Below are 17369 nucleotides of genomic sequence, written 5' to 3'. Positions count from 1 at the left end.
GAGCGTGCCCATTTTTTCGCCGAGCGTGCCCAGAACTACGCCGAGCGTGCCCAGAATCTCGTCGAGCGTGCCCAGAATTACGCCGAGCGTGCCCTCCCGCCCGCGACTAGAACGTGTTACAGTTCTCGCAACTAGACACCTGTCCAGGAGGCCTCCGATGGAATTCGGAATCGTGCAGTTCACCAGCGACCGCGGCTTGAAGCCGCAGGTGCTGGCCCCGTTGATCGAAGAGGCCGGCTTCGCGTCGTACTTCGTGCCCGAACACGGCCACATCCCGACGCGCCGCGACGCCGCGCACCCGGGCACCGGCACGTCCGAGCTTCCCGACGACCGCTACATGCGCACCCTGGATCCGTGGACGACGCTTGCCGCGGCCGCCGCGGTCACCAAGCGCATCCGCCTGGCGACGGCCGTCGCGCTGCCGGTGCAGTCGGACCCGATCACGCTGGCCAAGACCCTCGCGACGCTCGACCACATCTCCGACGGTCGCCTCACCCTCGGCGTCGGCTTCGGCTGGAACCTCGACGAGCTCGCCGACCACAACGTCCCGCCGAAGCGCCGTCGCACGATGTTGCGCGAGTACCTCGAGGCGATGCGCGCCCTGTGGACGCAGGAAGAGGCCGAGTTCGACGGCGAGTTCGTGAAGTTCGGGCCCAGCTGGGCCTGGCCGAAGTCCACGCAGAAGCAGATCCCGGTGCTCGTCGGCGCCGCGGGCAACGAGAAGAACTTCAAGTGGATCGCGCGCAGCGCCGATGGCTGGATCACCACCCCCGGTGAGGCCGACATCGAGGACTCGATCGTCCTGCTCAAGAAGATCTGGAGCGAGGCCGGCCGCGAGGGCGACCCGCAGATCGTCGTCCTCGACTTCAAGCCGGTGCCCGAGAAGCTGGAGAAGTGGCGCGAACTGGGCGTCACCACGGTCCTCTACGGCCTGCCCGACGACAGCGTCGAGCGCGCGTCCGGCTACCTGGCCAAGCTGGCCGGCAAGCTCGGCCTGGCACCCGTCTCCGCGTAGCGCCCGAAGGTCCAACCAGTTCCACCACCGATTCGTGTTGGAACGCGTACCGCCGTGTTGGATCTACCCGGCCTTGATGCGGCGCAGCACCCGGAGCGAGCCGGTCGCCGACACTTCCTCGAACCGACCGCCGTCGAGTGCCTGGCGGTAGATCTCGTACGGCGGGCGACCACCGTCGGCGGGGTCGGGGAAGACGTCGTGGATGAACAGCCCGCCCCCGACGCGGACGAACGGCGACCAGCCGTCGAAGTCGTTCTGCGCGGCCGTCATCGAGTGCCCGCCGTCGATGAACACGAAATCGACCTCGCGCCCCCACATCCGCGCGCCCATCGTCGACGACGCGATCACCCCCACGACCGTCTGCTCGAGACCGGCGTCCCACATCGTGCGGCGGAACCGTGCCGACGTGTCGAGCGTGCCCGCGTGCGGGTCGACGAGGGCGGTGTCGTGGTACTCCCAGCCCGGCTGGTGCTCCTCGGAGCCGCGATGGTGATCGACCGTCGCGAGCAGCGCGTCGTGCGCCTGTGCCATCGCGCCCAGGAACACCGTCGACTTGCCGCAGTAGGTGCCGATCTCGACACCCAACCGCACCGAATCCGGTTGCGAGAGAAAGGATCCCGCCGCTTCGTGCAGCGCGAGCGCCTCGTCGAGCGGGAGGAAACCGGGGGCTTCGTCGGCGACGGCGAGGCGCTCGGCGCTCAGCGTCGACGGGAGGGTCGTGGGCGATTCCATGCAGTGATCGTAACCGGAACTGAAACACGTTCTACACGCGTAGGCTCGATGCCCATGAAGGCTCAAGTGTTGCGCGAAGAAATCGGTCCGGGCGGGCTCGAACTCGTCGATGTCGACGACCCCGTCGCCGGGCCCGGCCAGTACCTCATCGACATCAAGGCCTGCGGGGTCTGCTTCCCCGATCTCCTCATGAGCCAGGGCCTCTACCAGCTGCGTCCGCCGCTGCCGTTCACCCCCGGCACCGAGGTGTCCGGCGTCGTGCGCGCGGCCCCCGAGGGCGGCCGGTACCGGGTCGGCGACAAGGTCCTCGTCTTCGCCGGCATCGGTGGCTTCGCCGAACAGATGCTGGCCGTCGACGAGCAGATGCTGCCGCAGCCCGAGCCGCTGACCTTCGCCGAGGGTGCGGCGATGGGCATCAACTTCCAGACCGCGCTCTTCGCCCTCAAGCTCCGCGCGCACACCGCACCGGGCGAGGTCGTCGGCGTCCTGGGTGCGGCCGGCGGTGTGGGCGCCGCGTCGATCCGCGTCGCCAAGGAGATGGGCGCCACGGTCATCGCGATCGTGCACCGCAAGGGCGCCGAACAGATGCTGCGCGACGCCGGGGCCGACGAGGTCGTCCAGCTCGAGGACGGGTGGGGCGCCAAGGTCAAGGAACTCTCCGGCGGCGGCGTCGACGTCCTCATCGACCCGGTCGGCGGGGACGTCTTCGACGACGCGCTGCGCACCGTCGCCCCCGACGGTCGCTACGTCGTCATCGGCTTCGCCGCCGGCGGGATCCCGACCGTCAAGCTCAACCGCGTCCTGTTCCGCAACATCGACATCGTCGGTGCCGCGTGGGGCGAGTACATCCGCACCCACCTCGACGTGCCGGCGATGCTGCACGACGAATTGACCGAGATGATCGGCGACGGCATGCGACCGCCCGTCGACGCGACCTACACGCTCGCCCAGCTGCCGCAGGCCCTCCAGGACCTGCACGAGGGGAAAGTCCGAGGCAAAGCCGTCGTCGTGGTGGGGAGTGAGAAATGAGCGGGTCGCGACGCGCGGTGGTCGTCGGCGGGGCGTCGGGGATCGGACTGGCGACGGTCCGCCTGCTGCGCCTGCAGGGCTGCGAGGTGATCGTCGCCGACGTCAACGAGGAGGCGGCTCGACAGGTGGCCGCCGACCTCGGCGACGGGGTCGACGCCATCAAAATCGACGTCACCGACGAGGCGTCGGTCCAGGCGGGTTTCGAATCGGCCGGCGACCTCGACGTCGTGGTGAACTGTGCCGGGCTGTCCATCCCCGCCGCCGTCACCGAACTCGAACTCGCGGGCTGGCAGACGACCATCGACGTGTGCCTGACCGGCACCTTCCTGGTCCTCAAGCACGGTGGCCGGGCGATCAAGGACGGCGGATCGATCGTCTGCATCTCGTCGCTCAACGGTCGCCAGCCCGGTGCCGGCATGGCGTCGTACTGTGCGGCGAAGGCCGGCGTGACGATGCTCGTCGAGGTCGCGGCGCTGGAGATGGCCGAGCGCGGGGTGCGCGTCAACGCCGTGCAGCCCGGGCTCGTCGACACCCCGCTCACCGAGGGCATCAACGTCATCCCGGGCCTGCGCGAGGACTACCTGGAGAACACGCCGCTGGGCCGCGCCGGCACGCCGGAGGACATCGCCGAGCTGGTCGTCTTCCTCGCGTCGGACAAGGCCTCGCTGATCACCGGTGCCGCCTTCGACATCAACGGCGGCGCACATCTGCAGCGCTACCCGGACGTGCTCGGCAAGGTGCGCGCGCTGATGGGAGAGGGCTGACATTGCTCGACATCACCGACGACGGACACGTCCGCACGCTGACGCTCAACCGGCCCGACGCGCTGAACGCCTTCAGCGAGGCGCTCTACGACGCGACGACCCGCGCCCTCCTCGACGCCGCGGACGAGCCCGAGGTGTCGGTCGTGCTGATCACCGGCACCGGGCGGGCGTTCTCCGCCGGCACCGACCTGGTGGAGATGCAGGCGCGCACCACCGACCCCGACTTCCAGCCCGGCGAGTACGGCTTCCCCGGCCTCGTCGACGCCCTCGCCGCCTTTCCCAAGCCGCTGGTCGTCGCGATCAACGGGCTGGGCATCGGGATCGGCACGACGATCATCGGCTTCGCCGACCTGGTGTTCATGTCCAGCCAGGCCAAGCTCAAGTGCCCGTTCACCGCGCTCGGCGTCGCCCCCGAGGCGTCGTCGTCCTTCCTGATGCCGGCACTGGTCGGGCGGCAGAACGCGGCGTGGCTGCTGATGTCGTCGGAGTGGGTGTCCGCCGACGAGGCGCAGCGCATGGGTCTGGTCTTCGCCGTCTGTGAGCCCGACGACCTGATGGACGAGGCGCGCCGGCACGCCGACGTCCTGGCCGCCAAGCCGCTCGCGAGCCTGATGGCCGTCAAGGAGACGATGGTCCGGCCGATCGCCGAGCAGGTCCGCGCCGCTAAGGAGGCGGAGGCCGCGTGGTTCATGAAGCTCATGGGCGGCAACGACAATGCCAGGGCCCTCGCCGAGTTCACCAAGAAGGACTGACCAATTCCGGTCGATATGGCTGCCGCCGAGGGCATATTGCCGTTCTCGGCAGTCATACCGGCCAAATTTGGTCATGCAAGGCCGAAGAGCGCCGCCGCGTTTTCGTACAGCACCTTGCGCAACCAGTCGTCGCCGAGGTCGAGTCGGATCAGCGATTCGATGCCGTGCGCGTACGGGTACGGGATGTTGGGGTAGTCCGACCCCCAGAACACCTTGTCGCCCAGCGCTTTCACCCGCGGCAGTGCCGCGCGCGGATAGGGTGCGCCGGATTCGGCGAAGTCGGTGAAGCTCATCGTGGTGTCCAGTCCGACGTTCTCGTACCGCTCGGCCAGCTCGAGGAATTCCACGTACTCGGTCGTCCCCATGTGCGCGATGATCAGCCGTAGGTCGGGGTGGCGCTTCAACACCTCGGCGACCGGACCGGGCCCGGTGAAACGACCGGGCGCGGGGCCCGAGCCGCAGTGGATCATCACCGGCAGCCCGGAGTCCTCGACGACGCCCCACACGTCGTCGAGCAGCGGGTCGGCGGGGGAGAAGTCGCCGACCTGGACGTGCACCTTGAAGATGCGCGTCCCGGCTTCGATCGCCGCGCGCGTGTAGTCGACCGCACCGGGCTCGGGGTAGAAGGTCGAGGTGTGCAGGCAGTGCGGCTGGTTCGCGGCGAAGTCGACCGCCCAGGCGTTCAGCCACGCGGCCATGTCGGTTTTGTGCGCGTAGATCATCGACGTGAAGGCCCGCACACCGAAGGCACCCAGGGTGTCCACGCGCAGCTGCTCGTCGGCGCGGTAGGTGATCGGCCATTCGCGTCCGAGGAGTGGACCCGCCGAATCGAAGTACGCCCACACCTTGTCGAGCACGTTGCGCGGCATGAAATGCGTGTGGACGTCGATCAGATTCGACACGCCCAACGGCTCCCACAGCGCCCTTACCCGCGCCGCATCCTCGGGGGAGAAAGGCGCGGGTTCGACGACGTCATCGGGGCACATCACCCCAGATTAGGGGCATCAGAACGCCGCGCCGAAGCCTTTCCCATGCGTGAACCCCCATGATTGAGGCATCAATTCTCGGAAACAAAACTCCCAGTTGCTGTTGCGGATTCCGCGCCAGTCGGTATTGTCCGAAATCGCACACCCACTGTGGGTACTGCGTAACAACAAGGAGAACAACAATGGGTGGTTTGGAAACGCTGTTGCCGGGTTTGATCGGTGGCGTTCTCGGCGGTAACGCTGCGGGCCCGAAGGTCGGCAACCTCGGCCAGGCTGGCAACAGTGTTGCCGGCGGCCTCGGCGGCCTGCTCACCGGTGGCGGAATCGGCGCCCTGCTGCACGGCAGTGACCCGAGCGCTCTGGTGAACATCCTCAGCTCGGGCGTGGGCGGCGGCGTCGGCGGTGGCATCATCGCTGCGATCGCCGGCCTGCTTCTGAAGAAGAAGTAAACCGACTACGACGCATCGCGCCCGCACCCCACCGAGGGTGCGGGCGCGACTCGTTTCTCAGGCCGACCAGCGCCACGCCCAGACGGTGCCCTCGTCGGGATCCTCGACGTCGCCGACGTGCCGGAACCCGAGGGACGTCAGTACCCCCGTCGACGGATTCGGGCCGGGGAGCGTGTGCGCGACGACGTGGTCGACCTGCCCGCTTTCGACGGCTCGATCGACGAGGGCCCGTGCCGCGCCGACGCCGAAGCCGAGTCCACGGAACTCGGGCGCGATCTCGTAGCCGATCTCGACCGTCCGCTGCGCCGGCGGCGCGGCGTAGCCCCCAGAGCCCAGCAGGCGCCCGCTGTGATCGTCGACGAAGAACTGCATCGACCACGGGCGCTGCGCCGCTGACGCGGTCGCCAGGAACTCCAGCGCCCCGCCGACCGCCTCGGGGAACTCCGGCCACCCGTCGGGGACGGGCGACCCGATCGATTCCGCGAAGCGCGTGCGGTCGTCGGTCAGTGCGGTCAACAGCGACTCGGTTGCCGCGACGAGGCGGACCGGTGGATGTGCTGACATGGGTATCTCCAATCGTCGGTGCTGCGGGACTGGAGATGTCGCGACCAACGAACGCAGAGCGCAGCAGAAACAACCCGCCGAGGCGGATGCCCCGGGGTGACCGGAAGGTGGTCGGCGCTCCTGAAAGTGTTGGTCGGTGGCCCGACGGTGGGCCGCGTTCGACGTTACGCCCGGCCGAACACGGACGCGAGCGAATTCTCGACCGGCCGGAACGAGACCCCGAGCTCCTCGGCGGCATCGTTGACCGGCACGGGCGGGTGCAGGAGGTAGCGGACGGCGCTGTCGCTGATCTGCTCGAGGCCGTCGGGAACCCGGTCGCGGTACCGGTCGGCCAGCTTGCCGACGCCGATCATGACCGAGTTGGGGATCGGCCAGTAGCGCACCCGTTGTCCCGACGCCTCGGTGAGCGCGGTTGCCAGCCGTGGCCCGGTGATCCGATGCCCGCCGGCGATGACGCGGCGCGGTGCGACCCCGGGCTCGACCAGCCGGGCGTGGAGATCGGCCAGATCACGGACGTCGACGAGGGTCAGCCCGGCTGTGCGCCCGACGACCCCGGCGCGCAGCAGCGTGTGCATGCCCTCGCCCGCCTCGCCGACGTACCCGTCGATCCCCGGTCCGATCACGCCCACCGGGTACGTGATGGAGATCGGCGCGCCACCGTCCTGGAGGCCGCGCACGTAGCGCTCGACCGCCGTCTTCGCGTGCCCGTACACACCGACCGATTCCTCCAGCGGCGCGCGCGGATCCCGCAGGACGGTCGACCCCGGCGGCCACAGCACGACGCAGCTCGAGACGTGCACGATCGAGGCGGCGCCGGCCGTTGTCGCGCCGCCGATGACGTTGCGCGCACCTTCCAGGTTTCGCTCGACGAGGGCCCTCTCGGCAGCCTCGTCGGCGCCCTGCAGCGCCACCTCGGCCGCCGTGTGAACCACCGCCTCGCACCCGTCCAGGGCCCGCCGCACCGTCGCCGCGTCGGTGATGTCGCCGACCACGACGTCACCGTCGATGCCGAGCGCCGTCGTGGCGCGGTGCAGTTTGTCCGGGTTGCGGACCAGGAAGCGAAGGTCGTGCCCGCGCTCGGCGAGGGCTCGCGCGGTCCAGCCGCCGACGAAACCGGTCGCCCCGGTGATCATGACGCGGATGACAGGACCTCCGGGGTCGCCTCGGCGAGGAGCTCGTCGCGGTCCTCGGGCAGCACGAAGCCCGCCGCGATCGCGGCGTCGGCCGCCTCGGCATAGGCGGCCAGATACGCCGCCGGCGAGGTGTAGCGCGCCGCCAGCACGTCGTCGGGGAGGGGTGTGGTGGTGCCGAAGAGCGCGCAGATCCGCGAGACCGGGTCGGTCACGACGCCGCTGAGCACCCGGGTCGGCACGTCGACGCACGGCGTGCGGACCCCACCGCGGACGTTGCCGACCTCGTCGAGCGCGAAGACGGGGTCCTCGTCGGGCCCCACGACCGTCAGCGGTGGTGCGGTCGGCGGCGCCGCCCCTCCGCGTGCCCACGCGTCCAGATGCCGCAGCGCCGCCCGCAGGACGCACCGTTGCTGTCCGCGGTTCACCGGGTCGGGACAGCCCAGGATCTCCTCGAAGGGGCCGATCTGGGCGAGGTCGGCGTGCGAGCAGCCGGCGACCTCCCAGGTGCGCACAGTGTCGGTGTCGGGTTGCCGTGCCAGATGGGAGCGGAAGTCGGTCAGCACGTCGGTCTCGGTCTGTACGACGAAGACCGGCTTGCCGATGTCGGGGAAGGTCGTCGGCGGGCCGTCGAAGGCGGCGGCGAGGTCGGCCGGTCCGCCCACGGGCCCGAGCGGCAGGCCCGCGATCGAGCGGCTGTGGATCAGGAAGCCGTCGAAGACGTCGTGGACGGCCGCGAAGGACACCGCGTAGGTCGTCAGCGCCATCGCCGACTGGGATTCGCCGACGGCCAGCAGCGTGCGGACGGGCAGGTCGGTGAGCGGACCATCGCGCAGCCCGCGCGCGACGGCGGCGAAGAGGTCGTAGCAGTAGGCGTCGCCGGGGTGGTGCATCCCCGCATACCGCGCGGGGTCCTTGGCCGCGAGCCCACCGGCCGCGTCGGCGATCCCGACCGCCGCTTCACCGCCCTGCACGCCGGTGTACTGCGCCGACACCCCCGCCCACGCGTGACCCGCGCGCACGACTTCCTCGGCCAGGTAGGTGTACTCCGGCGCCGCATCCGCGCCGCTGCTGACGTTGAGCCATTCGACGACGAGCGTGCCGCTGAAGGCGGCGGGGTCGGTCGGGCGCCGCACGAGTACGCGGGTGGTGAACCCGGCGCGCGGTGCCGGCCCGGCGGCGGTGAGCCCGTCGACCTCGCCGCGCGCGGAGTACTCGGTCTCGACGTAGCCGCGCGCGGCCAGGTCGGGGCCGGGCGTCGCACTCATCAGCGAGTGCCCGGCGCCTGCGGTGAGCGCGGCGAACTCCACCCTCAGTCCTTCTGCGACTTGCGCCAATTCTTGATCGCGGTGCCGAAGACGGTGTTCATCTTCGTGCCGACCGGCCATCCGGCGTAGTAGCAGAGGAAGACGGCGATCTCCTCGAGCTGCTCGGGCGTGAGCTCGCCGTTGCCGAGGGCGGCGCCCGCCTGGATCTCGGCGACGTCGGTGTGCCCGTTGCCGGCCAGCAAACCCAGCAGCAGCAGGCGACGGTCGCGGTTGGTGAGGTCGGGGAGGGTCCACACCTCGCCGAACAGCTGGTCGGCGGTGTGCGCGAAGTGCAGTCCGGGCCCGTCGGCCATCTCCCAGCCGTACACCTCGGACATCTTCTCGACGGCCTTCTTGCGGTGCGGGGTCCCCTCACCGCCGGCCGGGTTGCCTGCACTCATGCTGATGCTCCTTTGTCGTCGATGCCGAAACCCTTCGCCAGGTCGGCGCGGGCGATCGTGCCGAGCGGCAGGTCGACGCCGAGCTGCTCGCCGAGCGCGAGCGCCAGGTCGAGGTCCTTGTTGCCCAAGTTGACCACGTGGGTGAACACGCCGTACCAGAAGTCGTCGGGGTCGATCGGCGCGGTCGTGTCCCGCAGCATGATCGATCCGGCGCCGCCGGTGATGGCGTCGGTGTGCCGCACGACCTTCCCCAGCTTGGCGATGTCGATGCCGGCCGCCTCGGCCAAGCGCTGCGCCTCCGACGCTGCGTTGAACGAGATGAAGTGCAGCAGGTTGCGCGCCAGCTTCATCTTGGTGCCCGCACCGACCTCGTCGCCGGCGTGGACCAGCATGTCCCCGGCCAGCTTGAACGCCGGCTTCACCTGCTCGTAGGCCTCGCGCGGACCGCCGAACATGATCGCCAGGCGACCCTGCTCGGCGCCCGGCGCACCGCCGGAGATCGGGGCGTCCAGCAGGTGGACGCCCTTCTCGGCGCACGCCTTCGCCAGGTCGACGGCCGTCTCCGGTGCGATGGTCGAGTGCACGGTGATGACCGTGCCGGGCTTGGCGGTCGTGAGCAGATCGCCGACGACCGACCGCACCTGCTCGTCGCTGAGGACGCAGATGCCGATGACGTCGGCCTGCGCGCCGAGCGCGGCGACCGAGTCGGCCGTGGCCGCACCCTTGTCCACCAGCTTGGCGACGGCCTCGTCGGAGAGGTCGAAGACGGTCAGGCCGCCCGGCCAGGCGGCGAGCCGCCCGGCCATCGGGCCGCCGATGTTGCCCAGGCCGACGTAGCCCAGGCGCACGTCGTCGCTCATGGCCGGTAGACCTGCCCGCCGTCGACGTTGAAGATCTGGCCGGTGATCCAGTTGGCCTCGTCCGAGAGCAGGAACTTGCACATGCCGACGTGGTCCTCGGGGGTGCCGAAGCGCTTGAGCGGCAGCTGCTTGACCATGTCCTTGACCATCTCGATCGGGGTGGTCTCACGGGTGGCCTCGGTGTCGGTGGGGCCGGGGGCGATCGCGTTGACGCGGATGTTGTTGCCGCCCAGCTCGGTGGCCAGCTGGAAGGTCAGGTTGTTGATGCCCGCCTTGGCCAGGCCGTAGAAGCCGCTGTAGAGGTAGGCGGCGGTCGACGACTGGTTGACGATCGAGCCGCCCTCCTTCATGTGCGGGTACACCGCGCGGGTCACCGCGAGGGCGCCGTCGAGGTTCACCGACATGAACTTCTTGTAGTAGTCCCACGGGACGGTGATCAGGAAGTCGAGCTTCATGCCGCCGTAGATCGCGGCGTTGTTCACCAGGCCGTGGATGTTGCCGTACTTCTCGACGGTCTTGGCCGCGAGGTTCTCGGCCGACTCCGGATCGGAGACGTCGCAGTGCACGTACAGGCCGCCGATGTCCTTGGCGACCTTCTCGCCGGCCTCGTCGTTGAGGTCGGCGACGACGACGTTGGCGCCCTCGTCGGCCAAGCCGCGGGCATAGCCCTCGCCGATGCCGCCGGCGGCGCCGGTGACGATGATGGTCTTGCCGTCAAAACGCTTCGAGCTCATGGGGTGGGATTCCTATCTGTGTGGGTCGTGGTGGGCACGATCGGTGAAAATCTGGGCACGCTCGGCGAGATTCTGGGCACGCTCGGCGACTAGGCCGGCCGGGCGACGGCCTTGGACTCGAGGTACTCCTCGAAGCCCGCGACGCCCATCTCCCGGCCGATGCCGGACTGCTTGTAGCCGCCGAAGGGCACGTCGGCGGCATACCAGATGCCGCCGTTGACGCCCATCGTTCCGGTGCGCACACCGTTGACGACCTTGTTGATGCGCTCCTCGTCGGTGCCGTAGACCATGCCCGACAGGCCGTACGGGGAGTCGTTGGCGATGCGGATCGCATCCTCGTCGCCGTCGTGCGGGATGATCACGAGCACCGGCCCGAAGATCTCCTCCTGCGCCACGCGCGCGGAGTTGTCCAGGCCGGAGATCAGGGTCGGTTCGACGAAGAAGCCCTTGTCCTTGCCCTCGGGGCGGCCGCCGCCGATCTCGACCTTCCCGCCCTCTTCCCGGGCGAGCTTGATGTAGCCCTCGACGCGGTCGCGCTGGACGGCCGAGATGAGCGGCCCGCAGATGGTGCCCGGCTTGCTCGGGTCGTCGGCCTTCAACCCTGCCATCGCATCGCGGGTGGCCGTGATCGCCTCGTCGTACTTCTCGCGCGGGACCAGCAGGCGCGTGGTGATGGCGCAGCCCTGACCTGCGTGGGTGACGACGTTGAACGCGGCCATCGAGCAGGCGCCGGCCAGATCGGCGTCGTCGAGGACGATGAACGCCGACTTGCCGCCGAGCTCGAGGAAGACCTTGGTGAGCGTTCCTGCGGCCGACTCCATGACCTTCTTGCCGGTGGCGGTCGAGCCGGTGAACGAGACGATGTCCACGCGCGGGTCGGTCACCATCTTGGCGCCGATCTCGTGGTCGGAGGAGGTGATGACGTTGACGACGCCGGCCGGGAAGTCGGTCTCCTCGGCGATGACCTTGCCGACCAGTGCCGCCGCCCACGGGGTGTCGGGAGCGGGCTTGAGGACGACGGTGCACCCGGCTGCAAGCGCGGGGCCGATCTTGGCGAAGTTGATCTGGTGCGGGAAGTTCCACGGGGTGATCGCCCCGACGACCCCGGCGCCCTCGAAGCGGACCTCGCGGACGTTCGGCAGGCCCATCGGCTCGGCCTTGCCCAGGTCGCGGGTCCACTCGTAGTTCTCGGCGAGGTCGGCGAAGTAGCCGAGGTCCTTCACCGGGCCCTCGAACTGCGGGCCGGAGGTCAGGAACGCCGGGGCGCCCACCTCCTCGGTGGTCAGCGCGCGGAACTCCTCGGCGTGGCCGAGCAGGGCGTCGCGGAGCTGACGCAGGCACTTCGCGCGGAAGGCGTGGTCGCGCGACCAGTCCGTCTCGTCGAAGGCGCGCCGTGCGGCGCCGATCGCGGCGTCGAGGTCGTCGGCGCCGGCGTCGGCCGCCTGGCCGATGACCTCCTCGGTCGCGGGGTTGACGACGTCGAACGTGCCGCGCGAGCCGGGGACGAGCTTGCCGTCGATCAGCAGCTCGGAGCTGGTTTCCGGGCGCAATGCCATGGCGGGGTTCTCCCTCTGTCTGTCTTCTTGTCTGGCTGGATGTCTGGACATGTGTCTAGACGCGAGTTCAAACATAGTGTAGCGTCGCTCACATGTCCACACCACTGGCGCCGGGAGCGCAAGCGAGCGGGCCGAATCTGGCGTCGCGTACTTCGGTTTCCCAAGAGTCCACGCGGCGTCGCCTGTCGGCGCAGCAGGCGGAGACGGTCGCCAAGCTGACCGACGCGGCCGTCGAGGTGCTGCGCACAGACGGCTTCGACGGCCTCACCGTCCGGTCGGTCGCCAAGCTCGCGGGCGTGGCGCCGGCCACCGCGTACACCTACTTCAGCTCCAAGAGCCACCTGGTCGCCGAGGTGTTCTGGCGCCGCCTGGCCGAGGGCGTGCCCGAGCCCGACATGACCAAGCCGCCCGTCGAGCGCGTCACCGACCTGCTGAGATCGGTCGCGCTCATCGTCACCGGCGACGGCGACCTGGGCGGCGCGGTCACCGTCGCCCTGCTGGGCACCGACCCCGACGTCGAGCACCTGCGCCTGCGCATCGGCGGGTTCATCCGCCGTCGCCTGGCCGACGCCCTCGAGGTCGACCCGGAGAACCCGGGGCCCACGGTCGAGGCCCTGGAAATGCTCTACGCCGGCGGCCTCGTCCACGCCGGCATGGGCCACATGTCCTACGAGGACACCGCCGAACGCCTCACCGAAGCCGCGCTTCTGGTGATGAACGGCGACTCCTAGACCGCCCAGCCACAGTCCCACCACATGATTCAGCCCAAGGAGTAGCAGTGAGCACGACGATCGCGGGAATGGAACAGCGCGTTCCCTTCGACCCGTACGCCTACGACTTCCACGAAGATCCGTACCCGACGTACGCGCGGCTGCGCGCCGAGGCGCCGGTCTACTACAACGCGGCGCAGGACTTCTGGGCGCTGGCCAAGCACGAGGACGTGCGCAACGGATTCCGCAACAACGTGCAGTTGTCGAACGCCTGGGGCGTGTCGATGGACCCGGGTGCCTACAGCCCCGACGCGTCGAAGTCGATGTCCTTCCTGGCGATGGACGACCCGAAGCACATGCGCATCCGCAAGCTCGTCTCCAAGGGCTTCACCCCCCGCCGCGTGAACGAGCTGGCCGACAACATCCGCAAGCTCACCAAGGAGCACTGGGACAAGTGCCTGGAGATGGGCGAGTTCGACTACGTCACCGACTTCGCCGGCAAGCTGCCGATGGACGTCGTGTCCGAACTGCTCGACGTCCCGGTCGCCGACCGCGCCTACCTGCGCGAGCAGTCCGACCTGCTCATCCACCGCGAAGAGGGTGTGCTGGATATCCCCGAGGCGGCGGTCCACGCCTTCCTCGGGCTGCACGGCTACTACACGAACCTGCTGGCCGAGCGCCGCAAGAACCCGGGCGAGGACCTGGTGTCGGCGCTGCTCGACGCCGAGATCGTCGACGAGGAGTCCGGCGAGAACGTGAAGCTGTCCGACGAGGACATCGTCGGCTTCATGTTCCTGATGGTCGTCGCCGGTAACGAGACCACGACCAAGCTGCTCGCCAACGCCGTCTACTGGGCGCACGAGAACCGCCCGCAGCTCGACCGCGTGCTGGCCGATCCGGACATCGTGCCGCTGTGGACCGAGGAGACCCTGCGATTCGACAACTCGACGCAGATGGTGCTGCGCCGCGTGATCGAGGACGTCGAGTTCGGCGGCATCGTCATCCCCGCGCAGCAGCGCGTGCTGCTGCTCGTCGGCTCGGCCAACCGCGACACCGAGGTCTTCGGCGACGACGCCGACCAGTACATCCTCGGCCGCGACGTCGGCCAGACGCTGATGAGCTTCGGCGTCGGCACCCACTTCTGCCTCGGCGCCCACCTGGCGCGCCTGGAGTCCAACATCGGCCTCGACGAGGTCATCCGGAGTGTGAAGGACTACCAGCTCGACCTGGACAAGGCGGTCCGCGTGCACTCGGTCAACGTCCGCGGCTTCGCGAACCTCCCGATGAAGGTGCAGGCCCGCTGATGCCGAAGTTCCAACCGCACCCCGATCGTCGACCCGTCTTCGTCGCCGGCGCCTCGTCGGGCATCGGCGAGGCGACCGCCCGGTGGCTCGGCAAGGCCGGCTACCCGGTGGCCCTCGGTGCCCGGCGCGTGGAGAAGTGCAAGGAGATCGCCGAGGCGATCATCGCCGACGGCGGCGAGGCCATGGCGGTCGCGCTCGACGTCACCGACAACGACTCGGTCCTCGAGGCGGTGCGCGAGATCGAGAAGGCCTGGGGCCCGATCGAGGTCGCGATCGCCGGCGCCGGCGACCTGGGCATCGGCCGGGCGCACGAGGTGTCGGTCGACAAGTGGGCCGAGCAGATCAACATCCACCTCGTCGGCGCCTTCCGGTTGTACCGGGCCATCGTGCCGGGGATGATCGAGCGCCGCCGCGGTGACTTCGTCTTCATCGGCTCCGACGTCGCGGTCCACCCGCGGCCCTGGTCGTCGGCCTACGTCGCCGCCAAGACCGGCGTCGACGGGCTCGTCGCGACCGTGCAGATGGAGCTGGAGGGCACCGGGGTGCGCGCCAGCATCATCCGCCCCGGTCAGACCATCACCGGCATGGGCATGAACCTCGACGCCGAGGACACCACCGCGATGCTCGAGGACTGGATCTCCTTCGGCCTCGCGCGCCACGGCAACTTCCTGGCGCCGGAGAACCTCGCGCAGGCCATCGAGGCCATCGTCGCGATGCCGCCGGGGGCGCACATGCGCGTCGTCGAGGTCGAAGCCGAAGGCAAGCTGACCAATCCCGAGAAGTCTCAGCCCGAGAAGAAGTGAAAGGCACAACCATGACTACGCAGACACTGCCCCAGCGGGTCTCCGGCGGAGAAGGCGAGCACGGCCACCTCGACGACCTGACCAACGACCCGATCGGGTTGTTCTGGCGCGTGCGCAACGAATGCGGCGACGTCGGCATGTTCGAGCTGGCCGGTCGCGAGGTCGTCCTGGTGTCCGGCGCGACCGCGAACGAGGAGTTCTTCCGCGCCCCCGACGAGCTGCTCGACCAGGCCGCCGCCTACCCGTTCATGACCCCTGTCTTCGGTGAGGGCGTCGTCTTCGACACCTCGCCCGAGGAGCGCTCCAAGGCGCTGCACAACCAGGCGCTCAAGGGTGCCCACATGAAGCAGCACGCCGTCACCATCCCCAACGAGGTGGAGCGGATGATCGCCGACTGGGGCGACGAGGGCGAGATCGACCTGCTCGAGTGGTTCGGTGAACTGACGCTCTACACGTCGTCGTCGTGCCTGATCGGCAAGAAGTTCCGCGAGAGCCTGAGCAAGCGGATCTCGGAGATCTACCACGACCTCGAGCGGGGCACCGACCCGTACGCCTACGTCGACTACAACGCCGACATCGAGAGCTTCCGCCGCCGCGACGCCGCGCGCGCCGAACTCGTCGAGTTCATGGCCGAGATCCTCAAGGAGCGTGAGGCCAACCCGGAGACCGACAAGGACAACCGCGACCTGCTCGACGTGCTCGTCTCGCTGAAGAACGAGGACGGCTCGCCGATGTTCAGCGCCGACACCGTCACCGGCATGTTCATCTCGATGATGTTCGCCGGGCACCACACCACCCAGGGCACGTCGGCGTGGACGCTGCTCGAGCTGCTGCGGCACCCCGACTTCATGGCCGAGGTCGTCGCCGAGCTCGACGACATCTACGAGGACAAGGGCGAGGGCCGACCGGAGTACTCCTTCGCGGCGATGCGCCAGATCCCGCTGCTGGAGGCCGGCATCAAGGAGACGCTGCGCCTGCACCCGCCGCTGATCATCCTCATGCGCCTGGTCCGCGAGGACTTCGAGGTGGAGGGCAACCTGGTCAAGGCCGGGCAGCTGATCGCCGTCTCACCGGCGGTCAACAACCGGCTGCCCGAGGACTTCCCCGAGGCCGAGTCCTTCGACCCGTTCCGCTACATCGACCCGCGCCAGGACGACATCATCAACCGCTGGACGTGGATCCCGTTCGGTGCCGGCCGGCACCGCTGCGTGGGCGCCCAGTTCGCGATGATGCAGATCAAGGCCATCTTCTCGGTGCTGCTGCAGAACTACGAGTTCGAGCTGGCCCAGGATCCCGAGTCGTACCACAACGACCACTCGAAGATGGTCGTCCAGCTCGCCCAGCCGTGCAAGGTGCGCTACAAGCGCCGCCAGCGGGACTGATTCGTCGTCAGAGGAGGAGAGCAGATGCGAGTAGAAGTCGACCTGGATCTGTGCCAGGGGCACGGCATGTGCGAGATGGAGGCCCCCGAGGTCTTCGAGGCACACCGCGACTACGTCGAAATCCTCGACAAGGAGCCCGACGAATCGCTGCGCCCCGCCATCGAAGCGGCCGTCCGGTACTGCCCGACGCAGGCCCTGCGGATCGTCGAAGACTGACCACCTCGGTGGTTGAGTGCCGTCGAGCCGATAGGCGAGGCGGTGTATCGAAACCACGCGAGATTTCATGCCACACCCGAACCCGATAAGGAACCCCATGACCGAAGTCACCGCCGCCACCAGCTTTGGACCGTTCGACCGGGCCGAGCTCGAAGAGATGAAGACCCGCTGGCTCAAGGCCAACGTCGAGGCCGAGGAGGCCGGCGACTGGAAGCCGCTGGCCGACTACTACACCGAGGACGCCACCTACGGCTGGAACTACGGCCCTACCAAGGACTTCATGGCCGTGGGCCGCGACGAGATCCGCGACCTGGCCCTGGGGCAGGAGATGGAGGGCCTCAAGGGCTGGATCTACCCGTACCAGACCTGGGTGATCGACGATCAGACCGGCGACATGATCGGCCTGTGGAAGCAGATCTACGAGGGCAAGCGCGAGGACGGCACCAACTACGCGTTGGAGGGCATCCAGGGCAGCTGGTTCAAGTACGGCGGCAACTTCCAATTCGCCTGGCAGCGCGACTTCTTCGACTACGGCAACGTGTCGGCGCTGTTCATCGAGATGATGACCAAGAAGGCGATGAGCGACGAGATGCTCGCGCGCGTGGAGAAGTCGGCCCCGGGCAACCTGCCGGGCTGGTACGACTTCGGCACCGCGCCCGTCAAGTTCTGGTGACG

General features: G+C 68.9%; 20 protein-coding genes. 11 read left to right on the top strand and 9 right to left on the bottom strand.

Translation table 11 applies throughout. The annotated features are described in order from the left end of the window. Nucleotides 1-157 precede the first annotated feature (157 nt). The gene (locus tag QM634_RS09990) at nucleotides 158-1015 is read left to right on the top strand and encodes an LLM class F420-dependent oxidoreductase (RefSeq protein ID WP_415042631.1); all 858 of its coding nucleotides are present in this window, start codon (nucleotides 158-160) and stop codon (nucleotides 1013-1015) included. A gap of 63 nt (nucleotides 1016-1078) precedes the next feature. On the opposite strand, the gene QM634_RS09985 is transcribed toward QM634_RS09990, so the two are convergent. Then, nucleotides 1079-1747: a class I SAM-dependent methyltransferase gene (locus tag QM634_RS09985; protein ID WP_415042630.1), complete on the bottom strand. Its 669-nt coding sequence runs from the start codon at nucleotides 1745-1747 to the stop codon at nucleotides 1079-1081. Between the two features lie 54 nt (nucleotides 1748-1801). On the opposite strand from QM634_RS09985, the gene QM634_RS09980 reads away from it, so the two are divergent. The 3 genes from QM634_RS09980 to QM634_RS09970 are packed head-to-tail and all read left to right on the top strand — an operon-like array spanning nucleotide 1802 to nucleotide 4292. Next, on the top strand, nucleotides 1802-2776 hold the full coding sequence (locus QM634_RS09980) for an NADPH:quinone oxidoreductase family protein (protein ID WP_415042629.1): 975 nt from the start codon (nucleotides 1802-1804) through the stop codon (nucleotides 2774-2776). After that, nucleotides 2773-3540 (top strand): SDR family NAD(P)-dependent oxidoreductase, encoded by a 768-nt coding sequence (locus tag QM634_RS09975; protein WP_415042628.1) that lies wholly within the window; start codon nucleotides 2773-2775, stop codon nucleotides 3538-3540. Before QM634_RS09980 ends, QM634_RS09975 begins: the two co-directional genes overlap by 4 nt. A 2-nt stretch (nucleotides 3541-3542) precedes the next feature. Next, nucleotides 3543-4292 (top strand): enoyl-CoA hydratase/isomerase family protein, encoded by a 750-nt coding sequence (locus QM634_RS09970; RefSeq protein WP_415042627.1) that lies wholly within the window; start codon nucleotides 3543-3545, stop codon nucleotides 4290-4292. A 71-nt stretch (nucleotides 4293-4363) separates the two neighbouring features. Here QM634_RS09970 and QM634_RS09965 read toward each other — a convergent pair whose 3' ends face one another. Beyond that, nucleotides 4364-5278 carry an amidohydrolase family protein gene (locus QM634_RS09965; RefSeq protein WP_415042626.1) on the bottom strand — a complete coding sequence of 305 codons (915 nt, stop codon included), beginning with the start codon at nucleotides 5276-5278 and terminating at the stop codon, nucleotides 4364-4366. A gap of 182 nt (nucleotides 5279-5460) precedes the next feature. Between QM634_RS09965 and QM634_RS09960 the strand changes: the two genes are divergently transcribed. Continuing rightward, nucleotides 5461-5727 carry a hypothetical protein gene (locus tag QM634_RS09960; protein ID WP_415042625.1) on the top strand — a complete coding sequence of 89 codons (267 nt, stop codon included), beginning with the start codon at nucleotides 5461-5463 and terminating at the stop codon, nucleotides 5725-5727. A 57-nt stretch (nucleotides 5728-5784) separates the two neighbouring features. On the opposite strand, the gene QM634_RS09955 is transcribed toward QM634_RS09960, so the two are convergent. The 7 genes from QM634_RS09955 to QM634_RS09925 form a co-directional block, all read right to left on the bottom strand. Continuing rightward, nucleotides 5785-6291, bottom strand: coding sequence for a GNAT family N-acetyltransferase (locus tag QM634_RS09955; RefSeq protein WP_415042624.1), 507 nt, complete (start codon nucleotides 6289-6291; stop codon nucleotides 5785-5787). Between the two features lie 164 nt (nucleotides 6292-6455). Continuing rightward, nucleotides 6456-7424 carry an NAD-dependent epimerase/dehydratase family protein gene (locus tag QM634_RS09950; protein WP_415042623.1) on the bottom strand — a complete coding sequence of 323 codons (969 nt, stop codon included), beginning with the start codon at nucleotides 7422-7424 and terminating at the stop codon, nucleotides 6456-6458. Then, entirely contained in the window at nucleotides 7421-8731 is a 1311-nt protein-coding gene (locus QM634_RS09945) for an alpha/beta hydrolase domain-containing protein (RefSeq protein WP_415042622.1), read from the bottom strand. Before QM634_RS09945 ends, QM634_RS09950 begins: the two co-directional genes overlap by 4 nt. Before the next feature lie 2 nt (nucleotides 8732-8733). Continuing rightward, on the bottom strand, nucleotides 8734-9129 hold the full coding sequence (locus QM634_RS09940; protein ID WP_415042621.1) for a carboxymuconolactone decarboxylase family protein: 396 nt from the start codon (nucleotides 9127-9129) through the stop codon (nucleotides 8734-8736). Continuing rightward, on the bottom strand, nucleotides 9126-9989 hold the full coding sequence (locus QM634_RS09935; RefSeq protein WP_415042620.1) for an NAD(P)-dependent oxidoreductase: 864 nt from the start codon (nucleotides 9987-9989) through the stop codon (nucleotides 9126-9128). The genes QM634_RS09940 and QM634_RS09935 overlap by 4 nt, the downstream gene beginning before the upstream one ends. Further along, on the bottom strand, nucleotides 9986-10723 hold the full coding sequence (locus tag QM634_RS09930; RefSeq protein WP_415042619.1) for an SDR family oxidoreductase: 738 nt from the start codon (nucleotides 10721-10723) through the stop codon (nucleotides 9986-9988). The genes QM634_RS09935 and QM634_RS09930 overlap by 4 nt, the downstream gene beginning before the upstream one ends. Before the next feature lie 89 nt (nucleotides 10724-10812). Next, nucleotides 10813-12279, bottom strand: coding sequence for an aldehyde dehydrogenase (locus tag QM634_RS09925; RefSeq protein ID WP_415042618.1), 1467 nt, complete (start codon nucleotides 12277-12279; stop codon nucleotides 10813-10815). A 92-nt stretch (nucleotides 12280-12371) separates the two neighbouring features. Between QM634_RS09925 and QM634_RS09920 the strand changes: the two genes are divergently transcribed. The 6 genes from QM634_RS09920 (at nucleotide 12372) to QM634_RS09895 (ending at nucleotide 17367) form a co-directional block, all read left to right on the top strand. Beyond that, nucleotides 12372-13010 carry a TetR/AcrR family transcriptional regulator gene (locus QM634_RS09920; RefSeq protein ID WP_415042617.1) on the top strand — a complete coding sequence of 213 codons (639 nt, stop codon included), beginning with the start codon at nucleotides 12372-12374 and terminating at the stop codon, nucleotides 13008-13010. Nucleotides 13011-13078: 68 nt separating this feature from the next. Further along, nucleotides 13079-14293: a cytochrome P450 gene (locus QM634_RS09915; protein WP_415042671.1), complete on the top strand. Its 1215-nt coding sequence runs from the start codon at nucleotides 13079-13081 to the stop codon at nucleotides 14291-14293. After that, nucleotides 14293-15096 (top strand): SDR family oxidoreductase, encoded by an 804-nt coding sequence (locus QM634_RS09910; RefSeq protein WP_415042616.1) that lies wholly within the window; start codon nucleotides 14293-14295, stop codon nucleotides 15094-15096. Before QM634_RS09915 ends, QM634_RS09910 begins: the two co-directional genes overlap by 1 nt. A gap of 11 nt (nucleotides 15097-15107) precedes the next feature. Beyond that, nucleotides 15108-16478, top strand: coding sequence for a cytochrome P450 (locus QM634_RS09905; protein ID WP_415042615.1), 1371 nt, complete (start codon nucleotides 15108-15110; stop codon nucleotides 16476-16478). 24 nt (nucleotides 16479-16502) lie between these two features. Beyond that, nucleotides 16503-16694, top strand: coding sequence for a ferredoxin (locus QM634_RS09900; RefSeq protein WP_415042614.1), 192 nt, complete (start codon nucleotides 16503-16505; stop codon nucleotides 16692-16694). A 97-nt stretch (nucleotides 16695-16791) separates the two neighbouring features. Further along, nucleotides 16792-17367: a nuclear transport factor 2 family protein gene (locus QM634_RS09895; protein WP_415042613.1), complete on the top strand. Its 576-nt coding sequence runs from the start codon at nucleotides 16792-16794 to the stop codon at nucleotides 17365-17367. Nucleotides 17368-17369 lie beyond the last annotated feature (2 nt).

The sequence above is a fragment of the Gordonia sp. (in: high G+C Gram-positive bacteria) genome (assembly GCF_047606305.1).
GTDB lineage: Bacteria > Actinomycetota > Actinomycetes > Mycobacteriales > Mycobacteriaceae > Gordonia.
Note: the sequence above shows the minus strand (reverse complement) of the source record. Positions and strands in the feature narration are given on the sequence as shown.